This window comes from Microvirga lotononidis (genome assembly GCF_034627025.1).
Classification (GTDB): domain Bacteria; phylum Pseudomonadota; class Alphaproteobacteria; order Rhizobiales; family Beijerinckiaceae; genus Microvirga; species Microvirga lotononidis.
On the sequence record NZ_CP141048.1, the window covers coordinates 1,660,171 to 1,678,441 of the forward strand.

Here is an 18,271-nt window from a genome sequence, read left to right on the forward strand (position 1 = left end):
CCGCCGTCACAACGAGACAGGAGGCCGCCCATGAAGCGAGCCGTGATCGTGTTGATGTCTTCTGCCTTCCTGACCGGCGCGCAGGCCCAGCCGCGTCCGTCGACGCTGGCCGCTCCCTGCGGTGCCAGCCAGCAATTGGTGTTTGCGCGAGGCGCCATCGTCCTGGGAACCGGCGGCCAGACCTACGACCGGTTCGTGCGCGACGAAACCTTCTGCGCGATCGGCGAATACGCCCAGCAGGCCTACGTCCCGAGCCGCGACACGCCGTGGTGCTTCGTCGGATACCGCTGCAAGCAGGGCCCGAGGGATTTGTGGGACGATTGAGATCTGTCCTCGCCTGAGGGCGGACGCCTTGTCGGAAGCGCATCGTCGGGCACGGACAACCGTGTCCGCCTCCGCTGCCGGCTGAACAGGCGTAGATCATCCGGGCATCTTGAGCCACTGGCTGCGCGGCTTCAGGGACGTGCGGGCGCGGGAGTGGCTGGCGCGCCAAGCCGACGGCGTCTGTCCGGACCAGCGCCGGAACGCGCGGGTGAAGGCACTCAGCTCCGAATACCTCAGGACTGCGGCGATCTGGTTCACCGCCATGTCGGTGTTCTCCAGCAGCTCGCAGGCGATCTCGAAACGCACCTCGTTGGCCACTTGACGGAAGGCCAGTCCCTCCGTGCGCAGGTGACGGCTCATGGTGCGGCGATGCATCGAGAACAGGCGGGCGACAGCCGCGGCGGAACAGGTGTCCCGGAGCAGCTCGGTGCGAAGCACCCGCCGCAGGTCCTCGGTCAGGGGGCCGGAGCCATGGCCCGGCGGTATCTCGTCTGTCCTGCGGGTGGATGACATCTCCATGATCCCCTCCGCCTCTCCGGCAGCCGCGCCGCCCTCGAACAGCGCCATCATGGCCGCTCCGGCAACCGCCTGCTTGACCTCTTGTGACTTCCTTTTGACACTTGGGACCAGAGGGAGGCTGCGATGCGGGCGCGCAGGACGCATCCGGCCCGGGATCGGGGCCCTGGATACGCTCCCAACAGTCGTTCCCATTTGGCAGCGCTTTGGGATCCGATGCGCTAACCGCCTTCTTCCGGCTTGCCCTTGACGAGGGTGAGCATCTGCCGGGCGGCCGCCGGCTCGGCATCCCCGCGACCTGCCACCTGGACGGTCGGGAATGCGAACTCGACGCCGTTCTCGTCGAAGGCCTTCTTGAGCATCGCGAAGGCCTTGCGCCGGATCACGAACTGCTCGCCCGGACGCGTCATCATCTTCATGCGCAGCTGGATGGCGAAGTCGCCGAACTGCTCCACGCCCTGCATCTTCAACGGCTCGATGATGTTGGGGGCGCATTCCGGATCCGCCGCCAGCTCCTTGCCCACCTGCTTGATGATCTTCTTCGCCTTGTCGAGATCGGTATCGTAGGTGACGCTGATGGTCATCTTGTCGATGACCCAGTCGCGGCTCATGTTCTCCACCGCCCCGAGCTGACCGTATGGGACGGTGAAGATGGGGCCGCGATGATGCCGCAGCTTCACGGAGCGGAATCCCAGTTTCTCCACGGTGCCCTTGTACGAGCCGCTCTGGATGTACTCGCCGACCCGGAAGGCGTCGTCGAGCAGGTAAAAAATGCCGCTGATGACGTCCCTCACCAGGGTCTGGGACCCGAACCCCACGGCCACGCCGAAGATACCCGCGCCCGCGATGAGCGGACCGATCTCCACGCCCAGGGACGAAAGCACCATGAGCACGGCGACGGTCGCCAGAACGATGAACACGGCCATGCGGAGCATCGGCAGCAGCGTTCGGACCCGCGCCTGGCGCAGGGCGTCCTCGCTTCCTGGAGTCGCCCCGGCCTGCAGGCGTGTCAGCTTGCGGTCGATCTGCGTCTTCACCACCTGCCAGAGGAGGTCGGCCACCAGCAGGATCACGATGCTGCTGAGCACGCCCCGGACGAGACGCATGACGACGGTGTCGCGGCTCGTCATCTCGCCCAGGTCGGTCCCCCAGACCCATGCGAGGAACAGGACAGCCCCGACGATCAGAAGCGCCCGTATGCCCCGGTCGAGATAGACGGCCCAGAGTTCATGGCTGTAGCCCGCCTCCGGGGCCTCCAGGGGCCGCAGCAGATGGCGGGCGGAGTCCCTGGTGATCTTCACGGCCTGGACCAGTAATGCGCCCACGGCCAGAAGCCAGAACGGACCCATCAGGCCCGCGACCCACAAGCCCCACAGCAGGACGAGATAAAGAGACAGCAGCCACGTGCCGATCGTGTGATGCTGGGGCGGGCGCTCAGATGCTTCCGACGGAGCCGGGAAAGGAGCCGGCCAGCGCCAGACGGCCTCGATCGCGAGGACCAGAAGGCCGATCCCCAGGGAATACGCAACCAGCCTGCGGCCGTCGGGCGAAAAACCGAGGGTGGTCACCGACTCGACGGTGGCCCAGCCGAAGGCGAACCATCCGACGAGCAGCACGATGCGGCGATGCCAGAAGCGTGCCGCCGCATCGGTCATCGGCACGACCCGGAGAACGTCAGGAGCGTGGAGGCCCACCGGCCAGGGCGAGAGCAGCACGCGGCTCACCAGCAGCGCAACCCGCAACAGGAGCGCCGCAAGGAGATAGGCGAGCACGATCCGCCTGAGCAGAGGCGGCCAGTCGAAGATCAGGAACGCGCCGATGCTTCCCAACCCGAAGATCACCACATGGGCCAGACCGAATGCGAGACGCCAGCCGACCAGACGCAGCCGGTCCCTGGCCGTTTGCACGGGTTGGGAAACGATCCGCCTGCCTGCGGCTCCCGTGATCCTGCGGAAGATCCATTCGGCCCCGGCTCCGAGGCACAGGAAGCCGAGCACGAGGAGGACGACGTCGACCGCCGACCGGCTCTGGAGTTCCTGCGACAGCAGATCGGCCGCCCGCTTGGTCTCGTAGGGCAAACGCGGCACCGCCGCCGCCAGGGAAGCGAGATGCGCCCGCAGCGCGTCGACACGCCTCGCCATCAGGTCGGAATTCATGTCCTGCGGCTGTTGCGGCGTCTCCGCGGCCGAGGGGGCCGTGCGCGCCTGCTTGTCGATCCAGGCCCGCGTCGCGGGATCCTCCAGGAGCCGCAGAAGCTCCTGAACCTGCGCGGGTGGGGGTGTGGGCGCAGCCGCGTCGGCCTGAGCCCGGGCCGGGCCGGCGCCGACCTGAACCAGGATCAGGACCATCAGCCCCCAAAGAGCAGCGACCAAGGTTTTGGAGGGTCTCACGCTCACGGTCCACTCCGATCAGGCCTGATTACCTATATGGGTAACCGATCTGGCTGCGGGCGTTAATCCCGAGCGTCGCGCCCGGATGCGAATCCATCCTCGATTCATGGTGCGATCCCCCTGGTTTTGCCGGAAGCGACAGCCCAGGAGCTTCACTGTAGGCCGCCCGATGCGCGATGCTTGACCCGTGAGGACAATCCATTGACATTTTGGGCCGCCGGGGCGCCGTTGGAGCGGCCATCGGTCCGCCAGGCCTTCGGCGTTCGACCCGACCATCGCCGAAACGCCCGGGTGAAGGCGCTGGCTTCCGAATAGCCCAGCGCCGCCGCGATTTGCCCCAGGGGCACCTCGGTATCCTGCAGCAATTGCCGGGCAATCTCGAACCGGATCTCGTTGGCGATCGCCCTGTAGCCCATGCCACCATCCCTCAGGCGGCGGCTCAGGGTCCGGCGGTGCATGGCCAGCGTCTCGGCGATCGCCTCGGCCGAGCAGCGGGCGCTCGTCAGGCGGGTGCGCAGCAGCCGCCGGATGTCGTCCGAAAACTCGCGGCCCTGAGCGATCTTCATCTGCCGGATGCGCTCCTCCAGCACCTCCCGCACCATCGGATCGGCACCTTCGATCCGATGGTCCAGATCATGGACCGGGAAAACGAGGGTGGCGCTCTCCTGGTTGAACCGGACGGGCGCCCGGAAATGGCGCCGATACGGCTCCTGATCGGCGGGAGCGACACGGGGCAGCAGCACCTCGGTCGGATTCCATTCGGATCCGCACAGGGCGCGAAGGGCGTTGACCGCCACCGCAAGGGAGCCGTCGGAGATCTGATCCGCGCTCTCCGCCTCGGGCTGGTAGATCGCGAAGCTCAACAGGGCCATGCCGTCGCTCATCGTCAGCGAGGGCACGGCGCCCCGGTTCTGGATGCTCAGATTCGCCACGAGCGCCCGCACGGCATCTCCCACGGTCTCGGAATGCTGCATCAGACGGCCGACCAGTCCCAAGGACAGGATCGTGGCGTGTCGGCCGGCCAGCAATCCGAAATGCTGACACCGGGTCCGGGCGACGCTCAGGGTCAGGAGCCGGCCCAGGGCCGCGTGGGGAATGATGTTCGCCCCATCGTCGAAGAGGCCCGGATCGAGGCCCGCCTCGCGGATGACCGGGGCCGGATCGATGCCGAATTCGCGCAGGGTCGGCGCAATTTCCTTGGCGACACCCAGATGGATGTAGCCGGGAGGGAGCGTGCGACCCAATCCCGCCGGAACCGTGGACGAGAGCGATATGGGCCGTTCCTGACCGTTGCTCTTACTCTTGAGCGCAGGCCCGATGTCGTTGGTCATCGCCATGGCCTTCTCGCAGAGTTCTGATACGTGACAGATTTCTGATATGTGATTCAGGACCGTAGGTTCGGTCCACCTGAACGCGGACGCCTTGACCAAGATCAAATTAACATAAGTTATCCGATGATTGCAGCTCAATCTCGGGCGCAAACTTGGCTATTTCGATCGACTCTCCGCTGCTTGAATCGCATCCGCGTCAGGATTGATCTGTCGTGGCACAGGTCTCATAGGAGAATGTCTCGTCAGTGAGCTTCGGCACGAGCCGCAACCCGCCCCTCTCGCAGCGAGTCGGCTCGCGGCATTTGCATAGGACCGCCTCATGAAGAAGATCGGCTTTCTCTCGTTCGGGCATTGGTCACCCTCGCCGCAGTCGCAGACGCGCTCGGCCCGCGATACGCTCCTCCAATCCATCGACCTCGCCGCCGCGGCCGAGGAACTGGGCGCGGACGGCGCCTATTTCCGCGTCCATCATTTCGCGCGCCAGCTCGCCTCGCCCTTCCCGCTGCTGGCGGCGATCGGCGCGAAGACGCGCCGCATCGAAATCGGTACCGCCGTCATCGACATGCGCTACGAGAACCCGCTCTACATGGCCGAGGATGCGGGCGCGGCCGACCTGATCAGCAATGGGCGCCTTCAGCTCGGCATCAGCCGCGGCTCGCCCGAACAGGTGATCGATGGCTGGCGTTATTTCGGCTACGGGCCTGACGAAGGGCAAAGCGACGCGGACATGGCCCGCCACCACACGGACGTGTTTCTGAACGTCCTCAAGGGCGAGGGTTTCGCCGAGCCGAACCCGCGCCCGATGTTCCCCAACCCGCCCGGCCTGCTGCGCCTCGAGCCGCATTCGGAAGGTCTTCGCGATCGCATCTGGTGGGGGTCCGCCTCCAACGCGACGGCCATCTGGGCGGCGGAGCGGGGCATGAACCTCCAGAGCTCGACCCTGAAGGAGGACGAGTCGGGCGAACCCTTCCACGTCCAGCAGGCCAAGCAGATCCGCCGCTACAGGGAAGCCTGGAAGGAAGCCGGGCATGCCCGCGAGCCCCGCGTCTCGGTGTCACGCTCGATCTTCGCGCTCGTGAACGACCGCGACCGCGCCTATTTCGGCCATGGCAAGGATGGCGACCAGATCGGCGTCATCGACAACATGCGGGCGATCTTCGGCCGTTCCTATGCGGCGGAGCCGGACAGGCTCGTCGAGGAGCTCAAGGCCGACGAGGCCGTTGCCGAAGCCGATACGCTGCTTCTGACCGTACCGAACCAGCTCGGCGTCGATTACAACGCCCACGTCATCGAAGCCATTCTGAAGCATGTGGCCCCGGCCCTGGGCTGGCGCTAGAGTATTTTTTCGGCGAAGCGGACCCGGTTCGCCATCAAAATATGCGGTCAGCAAAAATAGAGAGATGATTCCACGCCAGTGGAATCATCTCTAAGGATCGAACCGAACGCGCAACACGTTAATGCCGATCGTGCCTGCACTGGCCGTGATCGGCGAGCACCTCGATGATCCGGCATTCGGAGATCTTCCGATGGTCGCACGCGACCATCGCCTCGAGTTCGTCGCGCAGGGCCGTGAGCCGGGCGATCTTGTCGTTGACCTCGTCGAGATGAGCTTTGGTGATCTCGTGCACCTCCCCGCACGCGCGGTCGGGTGCGCCCGTGAGGTCCAGGAGCTGCCGGATGGCCTCGACTTCGAACCCGAGTTCGCGGGCATGGCGGATGAAGTTGAGCCGGCGGACGTCGCCCACGTCATAACGCCGCTGCTGGCCCTCCGTCCGGGTCGGCTCGGCCAGGAGACCGATCTGCTCGTAATAGCGGATGGTCGGCACCTTCACCTGGGCCTGCCGCGACAGCTCTCCGATCGTCAGGGACATGCGAGAAACCTCTTGAACCTCTAGTCGCTAGAGGATGTAGGCTCCGCGCGAATCGAAGTGAAGAGGTCTTTTGCGATGAGTGAGCCACGCAACCTGCCCGGCGCCCATGAGGACAAGTCCGCGAAGGGACAGCGGACCCGCTACCGGGTCTCGGGCATGGATTGCGCCTCCTGCGCGGCCAAGATCGACACCGCCCTGCGGCGAGCCCCGGGCGTGGCTGACGTCAATGTCTCAGTTCCGACCGGAACCGTCACGGTCGATCACGACGGGACCGTCGTGCCTGCGGCGCTAGCCCAGAGGATCGCGACGCTCGGCTACAAGGTCACCGCGCAGGGGCCCGCGAACGCAAAGGTTACCGGGGCCAAGGCCGATCACGATCATGGACATGTCCACAGCACCGGCTGCCATCGCGACCATGACCACGAGGGCCACGACCATCACGATCACAAGCATCGCGACACGCACGATCATGAGGCCGAAGCTGCCGGCCTGCACGGGCACCTGCACGATCACGGGCCCAGCGACGGCCCCTGGTGGAGGAGCCCGCGCGGCCGCCTGACCATCGCCTGCGGCCTGGCGCTCGTGGCCGCCTACGTCATCGGCCGGATCCTGCCGCAGACCGGGCATTGGGCCTTCGTTCTCGCCATGGCGGTCGGCCTCGTGCCGATCGCCCGGCGGGCGATCGTCGCCGCCCGCTTCGGCACACCGTTCTCCATCGAGATGCTCATGACCATCGCGGCGGTCGGCGCGGTGATCATCGGGGCCACCGAGGAGGCCGCCATGGTGGTGTTCCTGTTCCTGGTCGGCGAGCTGCTCGAAGGCGTCGCGGCCGGGCGCGCCCGGGCCAGCATCCAGAACCTGACCAAGCTGGTGCCCAAGACGGCCCTGATCGAACGCGACGGCAAGACGGAGGAAGTCCCGGCCGAAACCCTCGCCGTCGGCTCCGTCATCCTGGTCCGCCCCGGCGACCGGGTTCCCGCCGATGGCGCGATCGTCTCCGGCGAGAGCGCCGTCGACGAAGCGCCGGTGACCGGCGAAAGCGTGCCTAAGCGCAAGGGCGAGGGCGAGACGGTCTTCGCCGGCACGATCAACGGCGACGGCGCCCTGCGGGTGCGCGTCACGGCGGCCGCCCATGACAACACCATCGCGCGCATCGTGCGTCTCGTGGAGGAGGCGCAGGAGAGCAAGGCCCCGACCGAGCGCTTCATCGACCGTTTCTCGCGCTACTACACGCCTGCCGTCCTGGCGGTCGGCGCGCTCGTCGCCGTCGTGCCGCCCCTCCTCTTCGGCGCACCCTGGGGCGAGTGGATCTACAAGGGCCTGGCGATCCTGCTGATCGGCTGCCCCTGCGCCCTCGTGATCTCGACTCCGGCCGCCATCGCGGCCGGGCTGGCGGCGGGCGCCCGCCGTGGCCTGCTCATGAAGGGCGGGGCCGTGCTGGAAACGCTCGGGACCATCACCGTGGCGGCTTTGGACAAGACCGGCACCCTGACGGAGGGCAAGCCCAAGGTGACGGACGTGATCCCCGTCGGGCGCTCCGAGCACGAGGTCCTGTCCCTGGCGGCCTCACTCGAAACGGGGTCGAGCCACCCGCTCGCCATGGCGATCCTGGCCAGGGCCGCGGAGGCTGGCGTTCCGGTGCCTCCCGCGGCCCATGCAGGCGCCGTCGGGGGCAAGGGCGTGACCGGCAGCGTGGGCGGGCTCGCCCTCTTCCTCGGCTCGCCCAAGGCGGCCGGGGAGCAGGTGGCTCTCACCTCGGAGCAGACGGCGCTGATCACCGGATTGAACGACGAGGGCAAGTCCGTCTCGGTGCTGCTCGCGGGCGATCAGGTGGCTGGGGTCATCGCCATGCGCGACGAGCCGCGCCCTGACGCTAAGGAAGGTCTTGAGGCCCTGAAGCGCGCGGGCATCGACACCCTTATGGTCACCGGCGACAACCGGCGCACGGCGGCCGCCATCGCAACAGGGCTCGGCATCGAGCCCCGGGCCGATCTGCTGCCGCAGGACAAGCAGGCCATCGTCCGGGAGCTGCAGGCCAACGGCCATGTGGTGGCCAAGATCGGCGACGGCATCAACGATGCCCCGGGGCTGGCGGCGGCGGATGTGGGCATCGCCATGGGCGGCGGCACGGATGTGGCGCTGGAGACCGCCGACGCGGCGGTGCTGCACGGGCGTGTGCTCGACATCGCCCGCATGGTGCGCCTGTCGCGGGACACCATGGCCAACATTCGCCAGAACATTACCATCGCCCTCGGGCTCAAGGCGGTGTTCCTGGTCACGACGATCCTGGGCATCACCGGCCTGTGGCCGGCCATCCTGGCGGATACGGGCGCGACCGTGCTGGTCACGGCCAACGCCATGCGCCTGCTCGCCGCCGGAGGACGGACCTGACGGCGCTCACTTGGTTCCGGCTGAAGCCGCTTCGGGGGCTCGGCTGGAGCCGGTGATGAGACGCCCCATGATGACGAGGGCCGTGGCGAAGTAGACGCCGCCCATGGGGATCCACATGATCAGCCCCGCGAGCCTCTGGTCGTCGATGGGCAGCAGGCCCCAGGCCGCGCTGCGCAGCGCCATCAGCGGGTACCAGACCTGCGGCGAGAGGGCGAGGAGCAGGCCGAGAACCGCCGTGTGCAGGAACGTGAAGAAGAGAAGCGCGGCGGCGAGGCCCGATCCCGGGCCCGGCTTCCGGTAGGTCTCCAGGATCACGTGCCAGAACAGCAGGCTGACGGCGAGCAGCACCGCGACCATGAGCACATGCAGCCCGGCATCCAAGAGCGCGCCCTGATAGAGCGCCGGCACATGCCAGAACCAGATATTCGCGCCATAGAGCACGAAACTGGCAAGGAGATAGGCACAGGGCTGCGACGCCGGCCCGTCGGTCCGCAGATCCTCGATCCTCATCCGAAGACGGTTCGGCAGGGCCGCGAGCAGGACGCGGCCGGGGTGGCTCATGGCCAAGAGCAGCGGCGCGCCGGCGACGAGCAGGACGTGCTGGACCATGTGGGCCCAGGCGAGCGTTGCCGCCATCCGGCAAAGAGGCGAGACCAAGGCGACTGCCAGGCACGCGATGCCGGCGGTAAACAATGCCCGCTGCGTCAGGGAAGGCCGCTCGTCATCGGGCAGGACACGCAGCCCACGGCCATAGAGAACCGCGATTAGGGCGAGTGGCAGGACGATCACGGGGGAGAGGCTCCAGGCGGTCCAGACCTGCTCCGGCCGTGTCTCGGGAAGGGTCGCAAGGCACAGGGTCAGCAGCCCGAACGGAAGATCCGGCTGCGCGGCGGCCGCGGAGCCGCCGGACAGGAAGAAAGCCCCGGCGCCGTAAAGGCCGGAGCGCATCGATGCCTTCGCCAATATCCCGGACACTAGCCCCTCCCGATCAAGCTCCGCAGTGACAACTGCGGCCGGGCGGCTTTGTTCTCTCGGGGGCGGTCCCGTTCCGGAATGGGCTTACTGGTTGGCCGTCATGGTCGGCGACACCTGGCCGCCGAGCGAGGCCCAGGCCATGCCCTGGTCGCCCTCGCGCTTGATGTAGGTGTAGCCCGTCCGGTGCCACGGCAGGACGGCGTTGCGCTTGTTGTCGAGGATGAAATCGCCGCGGTTGGTGCGCACCATCATGACCGCATGGCCGGCGCCTTCCTCGTCGATCACCACGGTCATGCGCAGCGCGCGGCGGGGGAAGCCGGCTTCGACCAGACGCTTGCGCTTGACGAGCTGGTAATCCTCGCAATCGCCGTAGCCGTCCTCGGCGAAGTCCCAGACGTCCTCGACGCCCCAATGGTCCATGTCGGTCTTGGGCTTGATGGCCGCATTGACCTGCTGGTTGATGCGCACGATCGTCTGCCATTCCTTGGCGCCCAGCTGAATGGTTGCGGGCTCCGACGGATCGACCGCGCATTCCTCGGGGTACTGCTCGCAGAAGCGAACCCAGCCCATGATCGGCTTGGCCACGCCCACCTGGGCGACGGGCTGCGAGGAACCCGGCAGGATGCTCCCGGTCTGGGTCTGAGCCTGTGCGGCGGCGACCGTGACGGTCAGGGCGATGGAATAGGCGGCGATACGGAACGTGCTCTTGAAAAAAGCCCGGACGTTCAGAAGCCCGAAGAGAGGTTGCCGCATTGCCCCCACCGATGTGCCGTTAAGGAATTGTTCATCTTTATTGGCACGGCGCGGATGGCGAATTCAAGGCAAGAGTTAAACAAAGGTTAACAGGCCGCAGACGGTTTCGTTCCAGCTGCGGGCCGCCGAAAATGGCTCTATGTCGTAGGCGCTTAAAAGCTATGTGGGCAGTTCGTGAGGATTTGAGGGCGCCAGCAGCCCGAACCGCCGCATGCGCGACGACTGGGACAAATCGATCGGCTTATGCCGACGGGGATAGGATCCTGGCCCAAGGGGCGGTCAGATGAGCTGGCCTCGACAGGCGGGGTCCCCGTGGCAGGATGTGGTGATCGGTCATCCCTTCCGGAGAAGGCCCGACACTTGCATGCGAAGGGCCCGAGCTGTCATGAGGCGCCCCATCGCGATCTTAAGGCATCGGACGTGAATTCAAACTCACGCCCGATGTTCTCCGTTTCGGGGCTTTTGCGTCGTTCCCGCAAAACCGGTTCCCGATTTTTCGCTCGCGGCCTCAGCCGATCTGCTCGAGAATGATCGCCCGGATCTCTTCGCGGGTGAGCGTGGTCTGCTGCGGCCGCCAAGTCGAGAGAGGGTTGTGCGGCTGTTTCTTCGGCAAGGGCTGGGACAGCGTCTTCACCGGTTTCGTGTGGCGTATCGTATTCATGGGTTCCCTAGACGGCCTCAGCCTGAGGCTGTGCCGCTGTTGTTGATGACGTCGAATGCGGAGCAAAACGACTGATCCGCCGCGTGGGTTACAGGCGGCGACCAAACTTCAAAGGTGCGGAAAGCGGGCTCGGCGCTCGATCATGAGCTTCAGAGAGCAGGCCGAACGTATCGGTTGGATGAAAGTAATATGGATCATTCTTCGCAAATTCGCAAGGACGAATAAAAAAATGATGAGAATGCAAAATGATGACCCTTGAGAGAGCGAAGCCCGCCGGCACATCGACTGTCCGAAAAACTTTCGAAATTCATTCCATTCCGGGCCTGGACTCCGCGTAACCTGGAGCATGACTTTGTCGATGCGCCTTGTATTCGCCGCAAGTCGGCACTACATGGAGAATATCGACATTTGGCCGGACAATCGGGCCGTTTCGCCTTGGCCTTCCAGGCGCACGTTCAGACACTCTTCCCAAACATCGACGAACCCGAGTGTGCGGGCGTGCGAATGCATGCCCCTTGCTCACGTGCACACCAAGCCTAACCAAGGATATTCCCATGATTTCGGGCACCGTAAAGTTCTACAACGATCAAAAGGGCTTCGGCTTCATCCAGCCGGACGATGGCAGCAAGGACGTGTTCGTCCACGCGACCGCTCTCGAGCGTGCCGGCATCCGCGGCCTGCGCGAAGGCCAGAAGGTGTCCTTCGACACCGCCGAAGACCGCCGCTCCGGCAAGGTCGCCGTCAACAGCATTCAGGCGGACTGAGAATGACGCGGCGCACGCTCTAAGAGCCGCGTCCGGAGCCGCTCCCCGACGGAGCGGCTTTTTCTTTCAACACGCCATGATCCATGGCCAGAACGGGTGCTGAAGCGATGTATACGTTTCGAAAATCCCCCGCCAAATCGGTGATGTTCGTCGTCGATTACGACGATGCGCGCCGAGCCTATCTCTGGATCGATGATCCGGAAAAGGCGTCCGACGCCCGCTTCGTCGAAGGCATGGCGCGAACCCGACAGGAACAGGGAACTCTTCCTGAAGGAAACATCACGAGCATTCGGCGCGTCCGATGACGTCATCGGACGGGCTTGGCGGATTCCATAAGATCGACAGGTGACATGAAGCACAAAACCTTCAGCGAGCGGCTGCACGTTTCCCAGAGCGCGAAGCAGGCCATGGTGGCGAAGTTCCATCAGCGCCCCCGGCCGGACGACCCGGCTGTTTCCGAACGGCGCATCGCGAGAGCGGCCGTGAGCGCGGCACGCGATGCCCGTGTGGCCGAGCGGGAAGCGCAGCGTGTGGCCGAGGAGGCCCATCTCGCCCAGGTGCGTGAAGCCCAGGCGGCCGACAGGGCCGAACAGGAGCGACACGCCGCGGCCCAAAAGCAAGCGGATGATGCCAGGCAAGAGGCCGAGCGCAAGGCGGCCCGAGATGCTCGTTATGCCGCTCGCAAGGCGCGGAAGTAACGGCGTCCGATCCCGATTATCCAGATCGCAAGGAGATTGACCGATATCTCACAAGTTCAAGATCCGACAGATGGTTCGCTTGGCTCAGGCGGGTTTCTCCGACGCTCGAGCGGGTGCCGCCAGTCTTTACGAGGTGACGCGGCTCATGCCGGCGGACCAGACCGGGGAGTTCTCGTACCGCATCAAGTCAGGAACGATCGAAAGAGCCGTCCGTGAGAGCGAGATCCGCGGCGCGTAACTCTTGCGGATCGACCCGCCAGTCTCCGCCGCATCGGAACGAAACCAACACATCGAGAAGGGACATCCATTGCAAGTTTTAGTGCGCGACAACAATGTCGATCAGGCCCTGAGAGTTCTCAAGAAGAAGATGCAGCGCGAAGGCATCTTTCGCGAGATGAAGGCCCGCAAGTCTTACGAGAAGCCTTCCGAGCGTAAGACGCGCGAGAAGGCCGAAGCCGTCCGCCGGAGCCGCAAGCTGGCCCGCAAGCAGGCGATCCGGGAAGGTTTGATCGCGGCTCCCAAGCCGAAGCCCCGCTTCTCCGGACCGCGCAAGCCTGTCGCGGCCCCCGCCGTGACCTCGCACGCTGCGACGGCAGAGACGAAGGCCTAGCAAAAGCAGAGCCTCAGAGACGAAGAATCGGAAGCAGGAGGCGCGGAATCGACTCGGCGCCCCTGCAACATTAGGCTCAAAGCATGCCAGCGCCAGCCCCCACCGGTTCCTCCGGAATCGGCCGGAAACACCGTATTTCAGGGCGATGCATTCGAACGTTGGATTAAGGATTACGAGACCGGGATGCCCTGGCAGGCATCTCCCGCGTCTCAGTGCAAAAGCCTAAAGCTCTTGAAGCCCCCTCAGATCACTACGCGAATTCCGCGTCTTGAGGGAAAGATGGTGCCCAGGAGAGGACTCGAACCTCCACGGTGTTACCCGCTGCTACCTGAAAGCAGTGCGTCTACCAATTCCGCCACCTGGGCATGCCTCGTCGGCGAGGCTTCGTTTACGGTGCTTCTCGGGGTTCGTCAATCACTGAAAATGCGACCGATGCGCTTTCTTGGCATTGCACCTCTTCACAGGGGAGCGGCGTTTGACTAGAGACATTTTCGAATTTCACACCCAAGCTCCATGCAAGCCCTTAGCCGGGCGGGAGAGTTTCATGATCGGTGCCCTTCGCACGCCTGAGCAGCAAACCGTCACCGTTTTCGGCGGATCGGGCTTTCTCGGCCGTTACGTGGTGAGCCGCCTGGCCGAGCGCGGTTATCGCGTTCTCGTGCCGACCCGCCAGCCGAACCTCGCGAACTTCCTGCCCCTGGGCAAGGTCGGGCAGATCAACCCGATCCACGCCAACCTGCGCAACGAGGATTCGGTCGCCCATGCGGTGGCGCGGGCGGACCATGTGGTCAATCTCGTCGGCATCCTGCAGGAGACCGGCCGCCAGCGCTTCGACGCGCTCCAGGCGAAGGCGCCGGCGATGATCGCGCGGCTCGCCGGGAAGGCCGTGTCCTTCACGCATGTCTCGGCCATCGGGGCCGATGCGAATTCCGAATCGGCCTATGCGCGCTCCAAGGCCGAGGGCGAGGCCGCCTTGCTCCAGGAGCGGCCGGATGCCGTGATCCTGCGCCCCTCCCTCATGTTCGGGCCGGGCGACAGCTCGTTCAACCGCTTCGGAAGTCTCGCGCGCATGCTCCCCGTGGTGCCTCTGCCGGGCGCCGAGACCCGGTTCCAGCCCGTCTATGCGGGCGATGTGGCCGAGGCCGTCGTGCGCGCCGTGGACGGCGCCGTGCCGGGCGGTCGGGTCTATGAGCTCGGCGGGCCCGAGATCCGCACCATGCGCCAGATGATGGAATTCGTCCTTCAGGTTACCGAGCGCAACCGCCCCATCGTGCCCCTGCCCTTCAGCCTGGCCCGGACCATGGGCGGCGTCCTGGGAACGCTCGACTGGCTCACCCTGGGGCTGATTCCGGATGAACTCGTCACCACCCGCGACCAGGCGATCCTGCTCGAGGCGGACAACGTGGTTTCGGAGAGCGCCGCTCGCGAGGGCCGGACGCTCCAGGGTCTCGGCCTCACGCCCACCACCATCGAGGCCATCGTCCCGAGCTACCTGCTGCGCTTCCGCAGGACCGGCCAGTTCGACCTCAAGCGCAACGCCCCTCCGGGCCACACGCCGGACCTGCTCGCCCCCCGTTCGGGAGGAGCCGGATCCGACTTCCACCCGGAACGGGCCCCCGGTCCGGCCGTCGGCCAGTCGTCGAGCCACTAGAGCATCGGACCCAGAAGTGGACGCCACTTTTGGGATTCATCCGATGCTCCTTCCCTTGGCTGGCGCATCGGATGCGGCTTTGGATCCGCGGCCGGTGTTCGACCTGCCTCAGGCCTTCTCGATCGAGACGGCGTTGTCCCGGCGCAGCGGCAACGGCTGTCCCGGATTGCGTGTGAGCTTCTTGTGCAGGTGAACCATCAGGGCCGCGCCAAAGATCGGCGTGATCAGGTTCACCACGGGCACGAGCACCAAAGCCGCCACCACGGCGCCGGCGGCCAGCACCGTGCCCCTGTGCTCCGTGCGCAGGCGCGCCACGTCCTCGGGCTTCCAGAAGCGGCCTGCCGCCAGCTCGAAATATTCCCGGCCCAGCAGATAGGCGTTGGCGATGAAGAACACGCCGATGTTGATGCCCGGAATGAAGAACAGGAGCAGGGCCGCGAGGTTCACCAGCAGGGACAGGCCGGCGAAGCGAAGGCCGTAGACGAGCGACTGGCCGAAGGGCAGTGCTCGGCCGGGCGGATCGGCCGGATATTTATCCCGCTCCACCACCTCGGCCACGTCGTCGAGGAAATAGCCCGCCACGATGGCCGAAATCGCCGGCAGCAGATAGATCAGGACGACGAAGAGACCGAAGCCCGCGAGGAAGAACGCGAAGCTGTCGATGATCGGGTAGGTGGCGCTCAGGTGATGATCGTTCAGAAAGAGATCGAACAGCTTGGTCAGGCCCAGCCAGACCAGGACGAGCAGCGCGATCGTCAATCCAATCGATTTCCAGAGGATACGCCGCAGGGCCGGCGAGAAGACCTCGCGGGCCGCCGCGAAAACCGATTGGATCAGCATCTGTCGTTTGGTCCTTGCTCAACATCCCCTGATGCGGGAAGCGGACCTTACTTATGAACGATCCCGCCGCAAAGCGAGGGGTGGAGAAAGCCGTGCCGATGGACCATGAAACCCCAACGGGCGCGAAGGCGGATCCCGATGTCGCGATCGTGGGCGCGGGAAGCGCCGGGATCGCGGCGGCGCGGCGCCTCCTCGCCTCGGGGCTGACGGTGACGGTGCTGGACGCGCGGAACCGGATCGGCGGGCGCACGGTCACACGCCGCTTCAAGGGCCATCCGGTGGATCTCGGCGCCCATTGGCTTCATGCCGGTCCGATCAATCCTCTCGTGAAGCTCGGTCATCGGCGCGGCGAGCCCCTGCGCCGGGCGCCCGTGGACGGACATTTCTTCGTCCGCGGCCGGCCGGGCACCCGAACCGAGCGGGCGGCTCTCGACCGCGCCTTCGACATGGCCGACCGGGCCATGACCCAGGCGGCCAGGGCCCGGGAGGATCAGCCCGCGGCCGCCGCGCTTCCGCCGATGGGTCCGCAGGGGCGGCGGGTCGCGGCCATCCATGGCCTGGTGTCGGGCCGGCCGCTCGACGAAGTGAGCCTGCACGATTTTCCGAGCATGGAATATGCGGACAACCTCTTCATCGCCGGCGGGCTCGGCGCCTATGTGAGCCGCCTCGCCCATCATCTCCCCGTGCGGCTCGGCACGGCCGTCCATCGCATCGACTGGTCCGGCGCGGGCGTGGGAATCGAGACGTCGTCCGGAACGCTCCGGGCCCGGGCCGTCATCGTCACCGCCCCGATGGCGGTGCTGCAGCAGGAGGCAATCCGCTTTGCGCCCGCCCTGCCCCATCCCGTGGCGGCAGCGATCAACGGCTTCACGCAGGGCGTCTACGAGCACGTGATCCTGCACTGGCCGGACTCGCCCTTTCGCGGCGCGGACCGTCTGGCGAGCCTCCCCGGGACGCACCGGCAGCCGCCGGGGCTCCTGACCCGGATCGACGGCACGCCATTCCACTTCTTCGAACTCGATCAGCCTGCCGCTTCCTCCTTCGACCGGCGGGACGTCCACGCGCCCTACCGCTATGCCCGCGCGGTGCTGGCCGAGCAGTTCGGCCACCGGGCGATCCGCAACCTCGCGACCCTGCGCAGCACCGCTTGGCGGCACGATCCCTGGTCGCGTGCCTCCTGGGCCGTGGTCCCACCGGGGCTCTATGCCATCCGGGACCGCCTGAAGGCGCCGGTCGGGGAGCGGATCTGGTTTGCCGGTGAGGCGCTCTCGCGGGCCCAATGGGGCACGGCCGGAGGAGCCTGGGAAGAAGGCGAAAGGGCGGCCGGCGAGATCATCGCCATGCTGCGCTGACAGCGCTCAGGACTGAGCCAGGCCGTTGACCAGCTGGGTGCGGACCCAGGTCACGGCATCGTCGAGAGTGGCGAGAACCGGCGGCGTCGTGCTGAGCAGGCCACTGCAGGGGCCGAAGCCCGCTTCCAGGAACCAGCCGCCGGCCCGCTCGTCCCCGCCGACGGTCTCCTCCGGCGTCACCCAGGTGAAGACCGCCACCAGCTGCCCATCCGCGAGAACGAGCTGTCCCTCGTGCCTGCCGCCATCCGCCAGAACTGGCATCTCTTGGAGAGTAATGTCGCTCATGGTCCATCCGAGGGTCAGGGCTGCCGGTCTTCGTTCTGAAGGCTGAGATAGGTCGAGGTGAACTCACCCACCTTCTTCAACCGTTCCCAGTCGAGAATGGTCAACGCGTCACCCTGGAAACGGATCAATCCTTCCTTGCGCAGTTCCTGCAGCACGCGGTTCACGTGAACCGTCGACAGTCCGAGCGTATCACCGAGCTCCGCCTGCGTGATGGGAAGCTGGATCGTGTCGCCCTCGACATGGCCGATCGCCTTCAGGCGAAGATACAACTCGCAGATCAGATGCGCCATGTGGGCCGTCGCGGACAAGCGGCCCATGGCCGTGAGCCATTCCCGGTGGACGGCGCCGTCGATCAGGGTGTTGAGCCAGAGCAGACGGGTGAGATGAGGGTATTCGTCGGTGATCCGCTCGAGCGTGGCATGCGGGACGAGGGCGATGCGGCAATTGGTGAGCGCCAGCACGCCATGGTCCATCGTCTTCAGGAGAAAGCTGTGCAGGTCGATGAAGTCTCCGGCGACGTGGATCGCCGAGATCTGCCGCCGACCGTTCGAGACGATCTTGTAGCGGGCCGCGAAACCTTCCAGGAGCAGCGAGCTATCCGTCGGGCGATCGCCCTCCCGAATGATGTCCTCGTCGGCGTCGACGATGCGAACGCGGGCGATGGCATTGTCGAGAGCCCTCTTCTCGTCGTCGGAGAGCCGGTCGTATTTCTCGAGCTTCAGGATCAGGGAATTGGTCATCAAGGCCATGGGAGGTAAGGACGCTCCTGTTCTGGCCAAACTCCCTTCTCAGCCGCACTCACATATGTTTATGCTCAAGATGGATTTTGGTCGCACGGGATTGCGACCCACATTTTCGC

General features: G+C 65.8%; 20 protein-coding genes and 1 tRNA gene. 10 read left to right on the forward strand and 11 right to left on the reverse strand.

Annotated features, from left to right (window positions below; genetic code table 11):
- Window positions 1-30 precede the first annotated feature (30 nt).
- Window positions 31-324, forward strand: a complete 294-nt coding sequence (locus U0023_RS07805) for a hypothetical protein (protein ID WP_009490540.1) — start codon at window positions 31-33, stop codon at window positions 322-324.
- 96 nt (window positions 325-420) lie between these two features.
- On the opposite strand, the gene U0023_RS07810 is transcribed toward U0023_RS07805, so the two are convergent.
- The 3 genes from U0023_RS07810 to U0023_RS07820 all read right to left on the reverse strand — a co-directional run bounded on the left by U0023_RS07810 (window position 421) and on the right by U0023_RS07820 (window position 4,567).
- Entirely contained in the window at window positions 421-894 is a 474-nt protein-coding gene (locus tag U0023_RS07810; RefSeq protein WP_009490541.1) for a helix-turn-helix domain-containing protein, read from the reverse strand.
- Between the two features lie 167 nt (window positions 895-1,061).
- Window positions 1,062-3,236, reverse strand: coding sequence for a mechanosensitive ion channel family protein (locus U0023_RS07815; protein WP_009490542.1), 2,175 nt, complete (start codon window positions 3,234-3,236; stop codon window positions 1,062-1,064).
- A 146-nt stretch (window positions 3,237-3,382) separates the two neighbouring features.
- Complete coding sequence (locus U0023_RS07820; RefSeq protein ID WP_245272900.1) at window positions 3,383-4,567, reverse strand: AraC family transcriptional regulator; 1,185 nt, start codon at window positions 4,565-4,567, stop codon at window positions 3,383-3,385.
- Window positions 4,568-4,880: 313 nt separating this feature from the next.
- Between U0023_RS07820 and U0023_RS07825 the strand changes: the two genes are divergently transcribed.
- Complete coding sequence (locus U0023_RS07825; protein ID WP_009490544.1) at window positions 4,881-5,897, forward strand: LLM class flavin-dependent oxidoreductase; 1,017 nt, start codon at window positions 4,881-4,883, stop codon at window positions 5,895-5,897.
- A 118-nt stretch (window positions 5,898-6,015) separates the two neighbouring features.
- On the opposite strand, the gene U0023_RS07830 is transcribed toward U0023_RS07825, so the two are convergent.
- A complete protein-coding gene (locus U0023_RS07830) occupies window positions 6,016-6,432 on the reverse strand; it encodes a MerR family transcriptional regulator (RefSeq protein WP_009490545.1) in 417 nt (138 codons plus the stop codon).
- A gap of 75 nt (window positions 6,433-6,507) precedes the next feature.
- Here U0023_RS07830 and U0023_RS07835 point away from each other — a divergent pair, with 75 nt between their 5' ends.
- Window positions 6,508-8,823 carry a heavy metal translocating P-type ATPase gene (locus tag U0023_RS07835; RefSeq protein WP_009490546.1) on the forward strand — a complete coding sequence of 772 codons (2,316 nt, stop codon included), beginning with the start codon at window positions 6,508-6,510 and terminating at the stop codon, window positions 8,821-8,823.
- Between the two features lie 6 nt (window positions 8,824-8,829).
- Here the strand turns inward: U0023_RS07835 and U0023_RS07840 are convergent, their stop codons facing one another.
- The 3 genes from U0023_RS07840 to U0023_RS07850 all read right to left on the reverse strand — a co-directional run bounded on the left by U0023_RS07840 (window position 8,830) and on the right by U0023_RS07850 (window position 11,212).
- A complete protein-coding gene (locus U0023_RS07840; RefSeq protein WP_009490547.1) occupies window positions 8,830-9,771 on the reverse strand; it encodes a cytochrome c oxidase assembly protein in 942 nt (313 codons plus the stop codon).
- A 111-nt stretch (window positions 9,772-9,882) separates the two neighbouring features.
- The gene (locus U0023_RS07845) at window positions 9,883-10,551 is read right to left on the reverse strand and encodes a transglutaminase-like cysteine peptidase (RefSeq protein WP_009490549.1); all 669 of its coding nucleotides are present in this window, start codon (window positions 10,549-10,551) and stop codon (window positions 9,883-9,885) included.
- A 508-nt stretch (window positions 10,552-11,059) separates the two neighbouring features.
- Window positions 11,060-11,212 carry a hypothetical protein gene (locus tag U0023_RS07850; protein ID WP_009490554.1) on the reverse strand — a complete coding sequence of 51 codons (153 nt, stop codon included), beginning with the start codon at window positions 11,210-11,212 and terminating at the stop codon, window positions 11,060-11,062.
- A gap of 554 nt (window positions 11,213-11,766) precedes the next feature.
- Between U0023_RS07850 and U0023_RS07855 the strand changes: the two genes are divergently transcribed.
- From U0023_RS07855 to rpsU, 5 genes are all read left to right on the forward strand, one after another.
- Window positions 11,767-11,976: a cold-shock protein gene (locus U0023_RS07855; protein ID WP_009490556.1), complete on the forward strand. Its 210-nt coding sequence runs from the start codon at window positions 11,767-11,769 to the stop codon at window positions 11,974-11,976.
- A 107-nt stretch (window positions 11,977-12,083) separates the two neighbouring features.
- Window positions 12,084-12,281, forward strand: coding sequence for a hypothetical protein (locus U0023_RS07860; RefSeq protein ID WP_040638230.1), 198 nt, complete (start codon window positions 12,084-12,086; stop codon window positions 12,279-12,281).
- Between the two features lie 45 nt (window positions 12,282-12,326).
- Window positions 12,327-12,674, forward strand: a complete 348-nt coding sequence (locus U0023_RS07865; RefSeq protein ID WP_009490559.1) for a DUF6481 family protein — start codon at window positions 12,327-12,329, stop codon at window positions 12,672-12,674.
- Window positions 12,675-12,717: 43 nt separating this feature from the next.
- On the forward strand, window positions 12,718-12,912 hold the full coding sequence (locus U0023_RS07870; RefSeq protein WP_040638231.1) for a hypothetical protein: 195 nt from the start codon (window positions 12,718-12,720) through the stop codon (window positions 12,910-12,912).
- A gap of 69 nt (window positions 12,913-12,981) precedes the next feature.
- Window positions 12,982-13,284, forward strand: a complete 303-nt coding sequence (gene rpsU, locus U0023_RS07875) for a 30S ribosomal protein S21 (RefSeq protein WP_009490560.1) — start codon at window positions 12,982-12,984, stop codon at window positions 13,282-13,284.
- A 280-nt stretch (window positions 13,285-13,564) separates the two neighbouring features.
- Here rpsU and U0023_RS07880 read toward each other — a convergent pair.
- A tRNA-Leu gene (locus U0023_RS07880) sits at window positions 13,565-13,649 on the reverse strand.
- Window positions 13,650-13,828: 179 nt separating this feature from the next.
- On the opposite strand from U0023_RS07880, the gene U0023_RS07885 reads away from it, so the two are divergent.
- Window positions 13,829-14,935, forward strand: coding sequence for a complex I NDUFA9 subunit family protein (locus U0023_RS07885; RefSeq protein WP_009490561.1), 1,107 nt, complete (start codon window positions 13,829-13,831; stop codon window positions 14,933-14,935).
- Window positions 14,936-15,043: 108 nt separating this feature from the next.
- Here the strand turns inward: U0023_RS07885 and U0023_RS07890 are convergent, their stop codons facing one another.
- Complete coding sequence (locus U0023_RS07890) at window positions 15,044-15,775, reverse strand: sulfate transporter family protein (RefSeq protein WP_009490562.1); 732 nt, start codon at window positions 15,773-15,775, stop codon at window positions 15,044-15,046.
- Between the two features lie 98 nt (window positions 15,776-15,873).
- Here U0023_RS07890 and U0023_RS07895 point away from each other — a divergent pair, with 98 nt between their 5' ends.
- Complete coding sequence (locus tag U0023_RS07895; RefSeq protein WP_154661018.1) at window positions 15,874-17,127, forward strand: flavin monoamine oxidase family protein; 1,254 nt, start codon at window positions 15,874-15,876, stop codon at window positions 17,125-17,127.
- 6 nt (window positions 17,128-17,133) lie between these two features.
- Here U0023_RS07895 and U0023_RS07900 read toward each other — a convergent pair whose 3' ends face one another.
- Window positions 17,134-17,412 carry a hypothetical protein gene (locus U0023_RS07900; protein WP_009490564.1) on the reverse strand — a complete coding sequence of 93 codons (279 nt, stop codon included), beginning with the start codon at window positions 17,410-17,412 and terminating at the stop codon, window positions 17,134-17,136.
- A gap of 14 nt (window positions 17,413-17,426) precedes the next feature.
- A complete protein-coding gene (locus U0023_RS07905) occupies window positions 17,427-18,152 on the reverse strand; it encodes a Crp/Fnr family transcriptional regulator (RefSeq protein ID WP_040638300.1) in 726 nt (241 codons plus the stop codon).
- Between the last annotated feature and the right edge of the window lie 119 nt (window positions 18,153-18,271).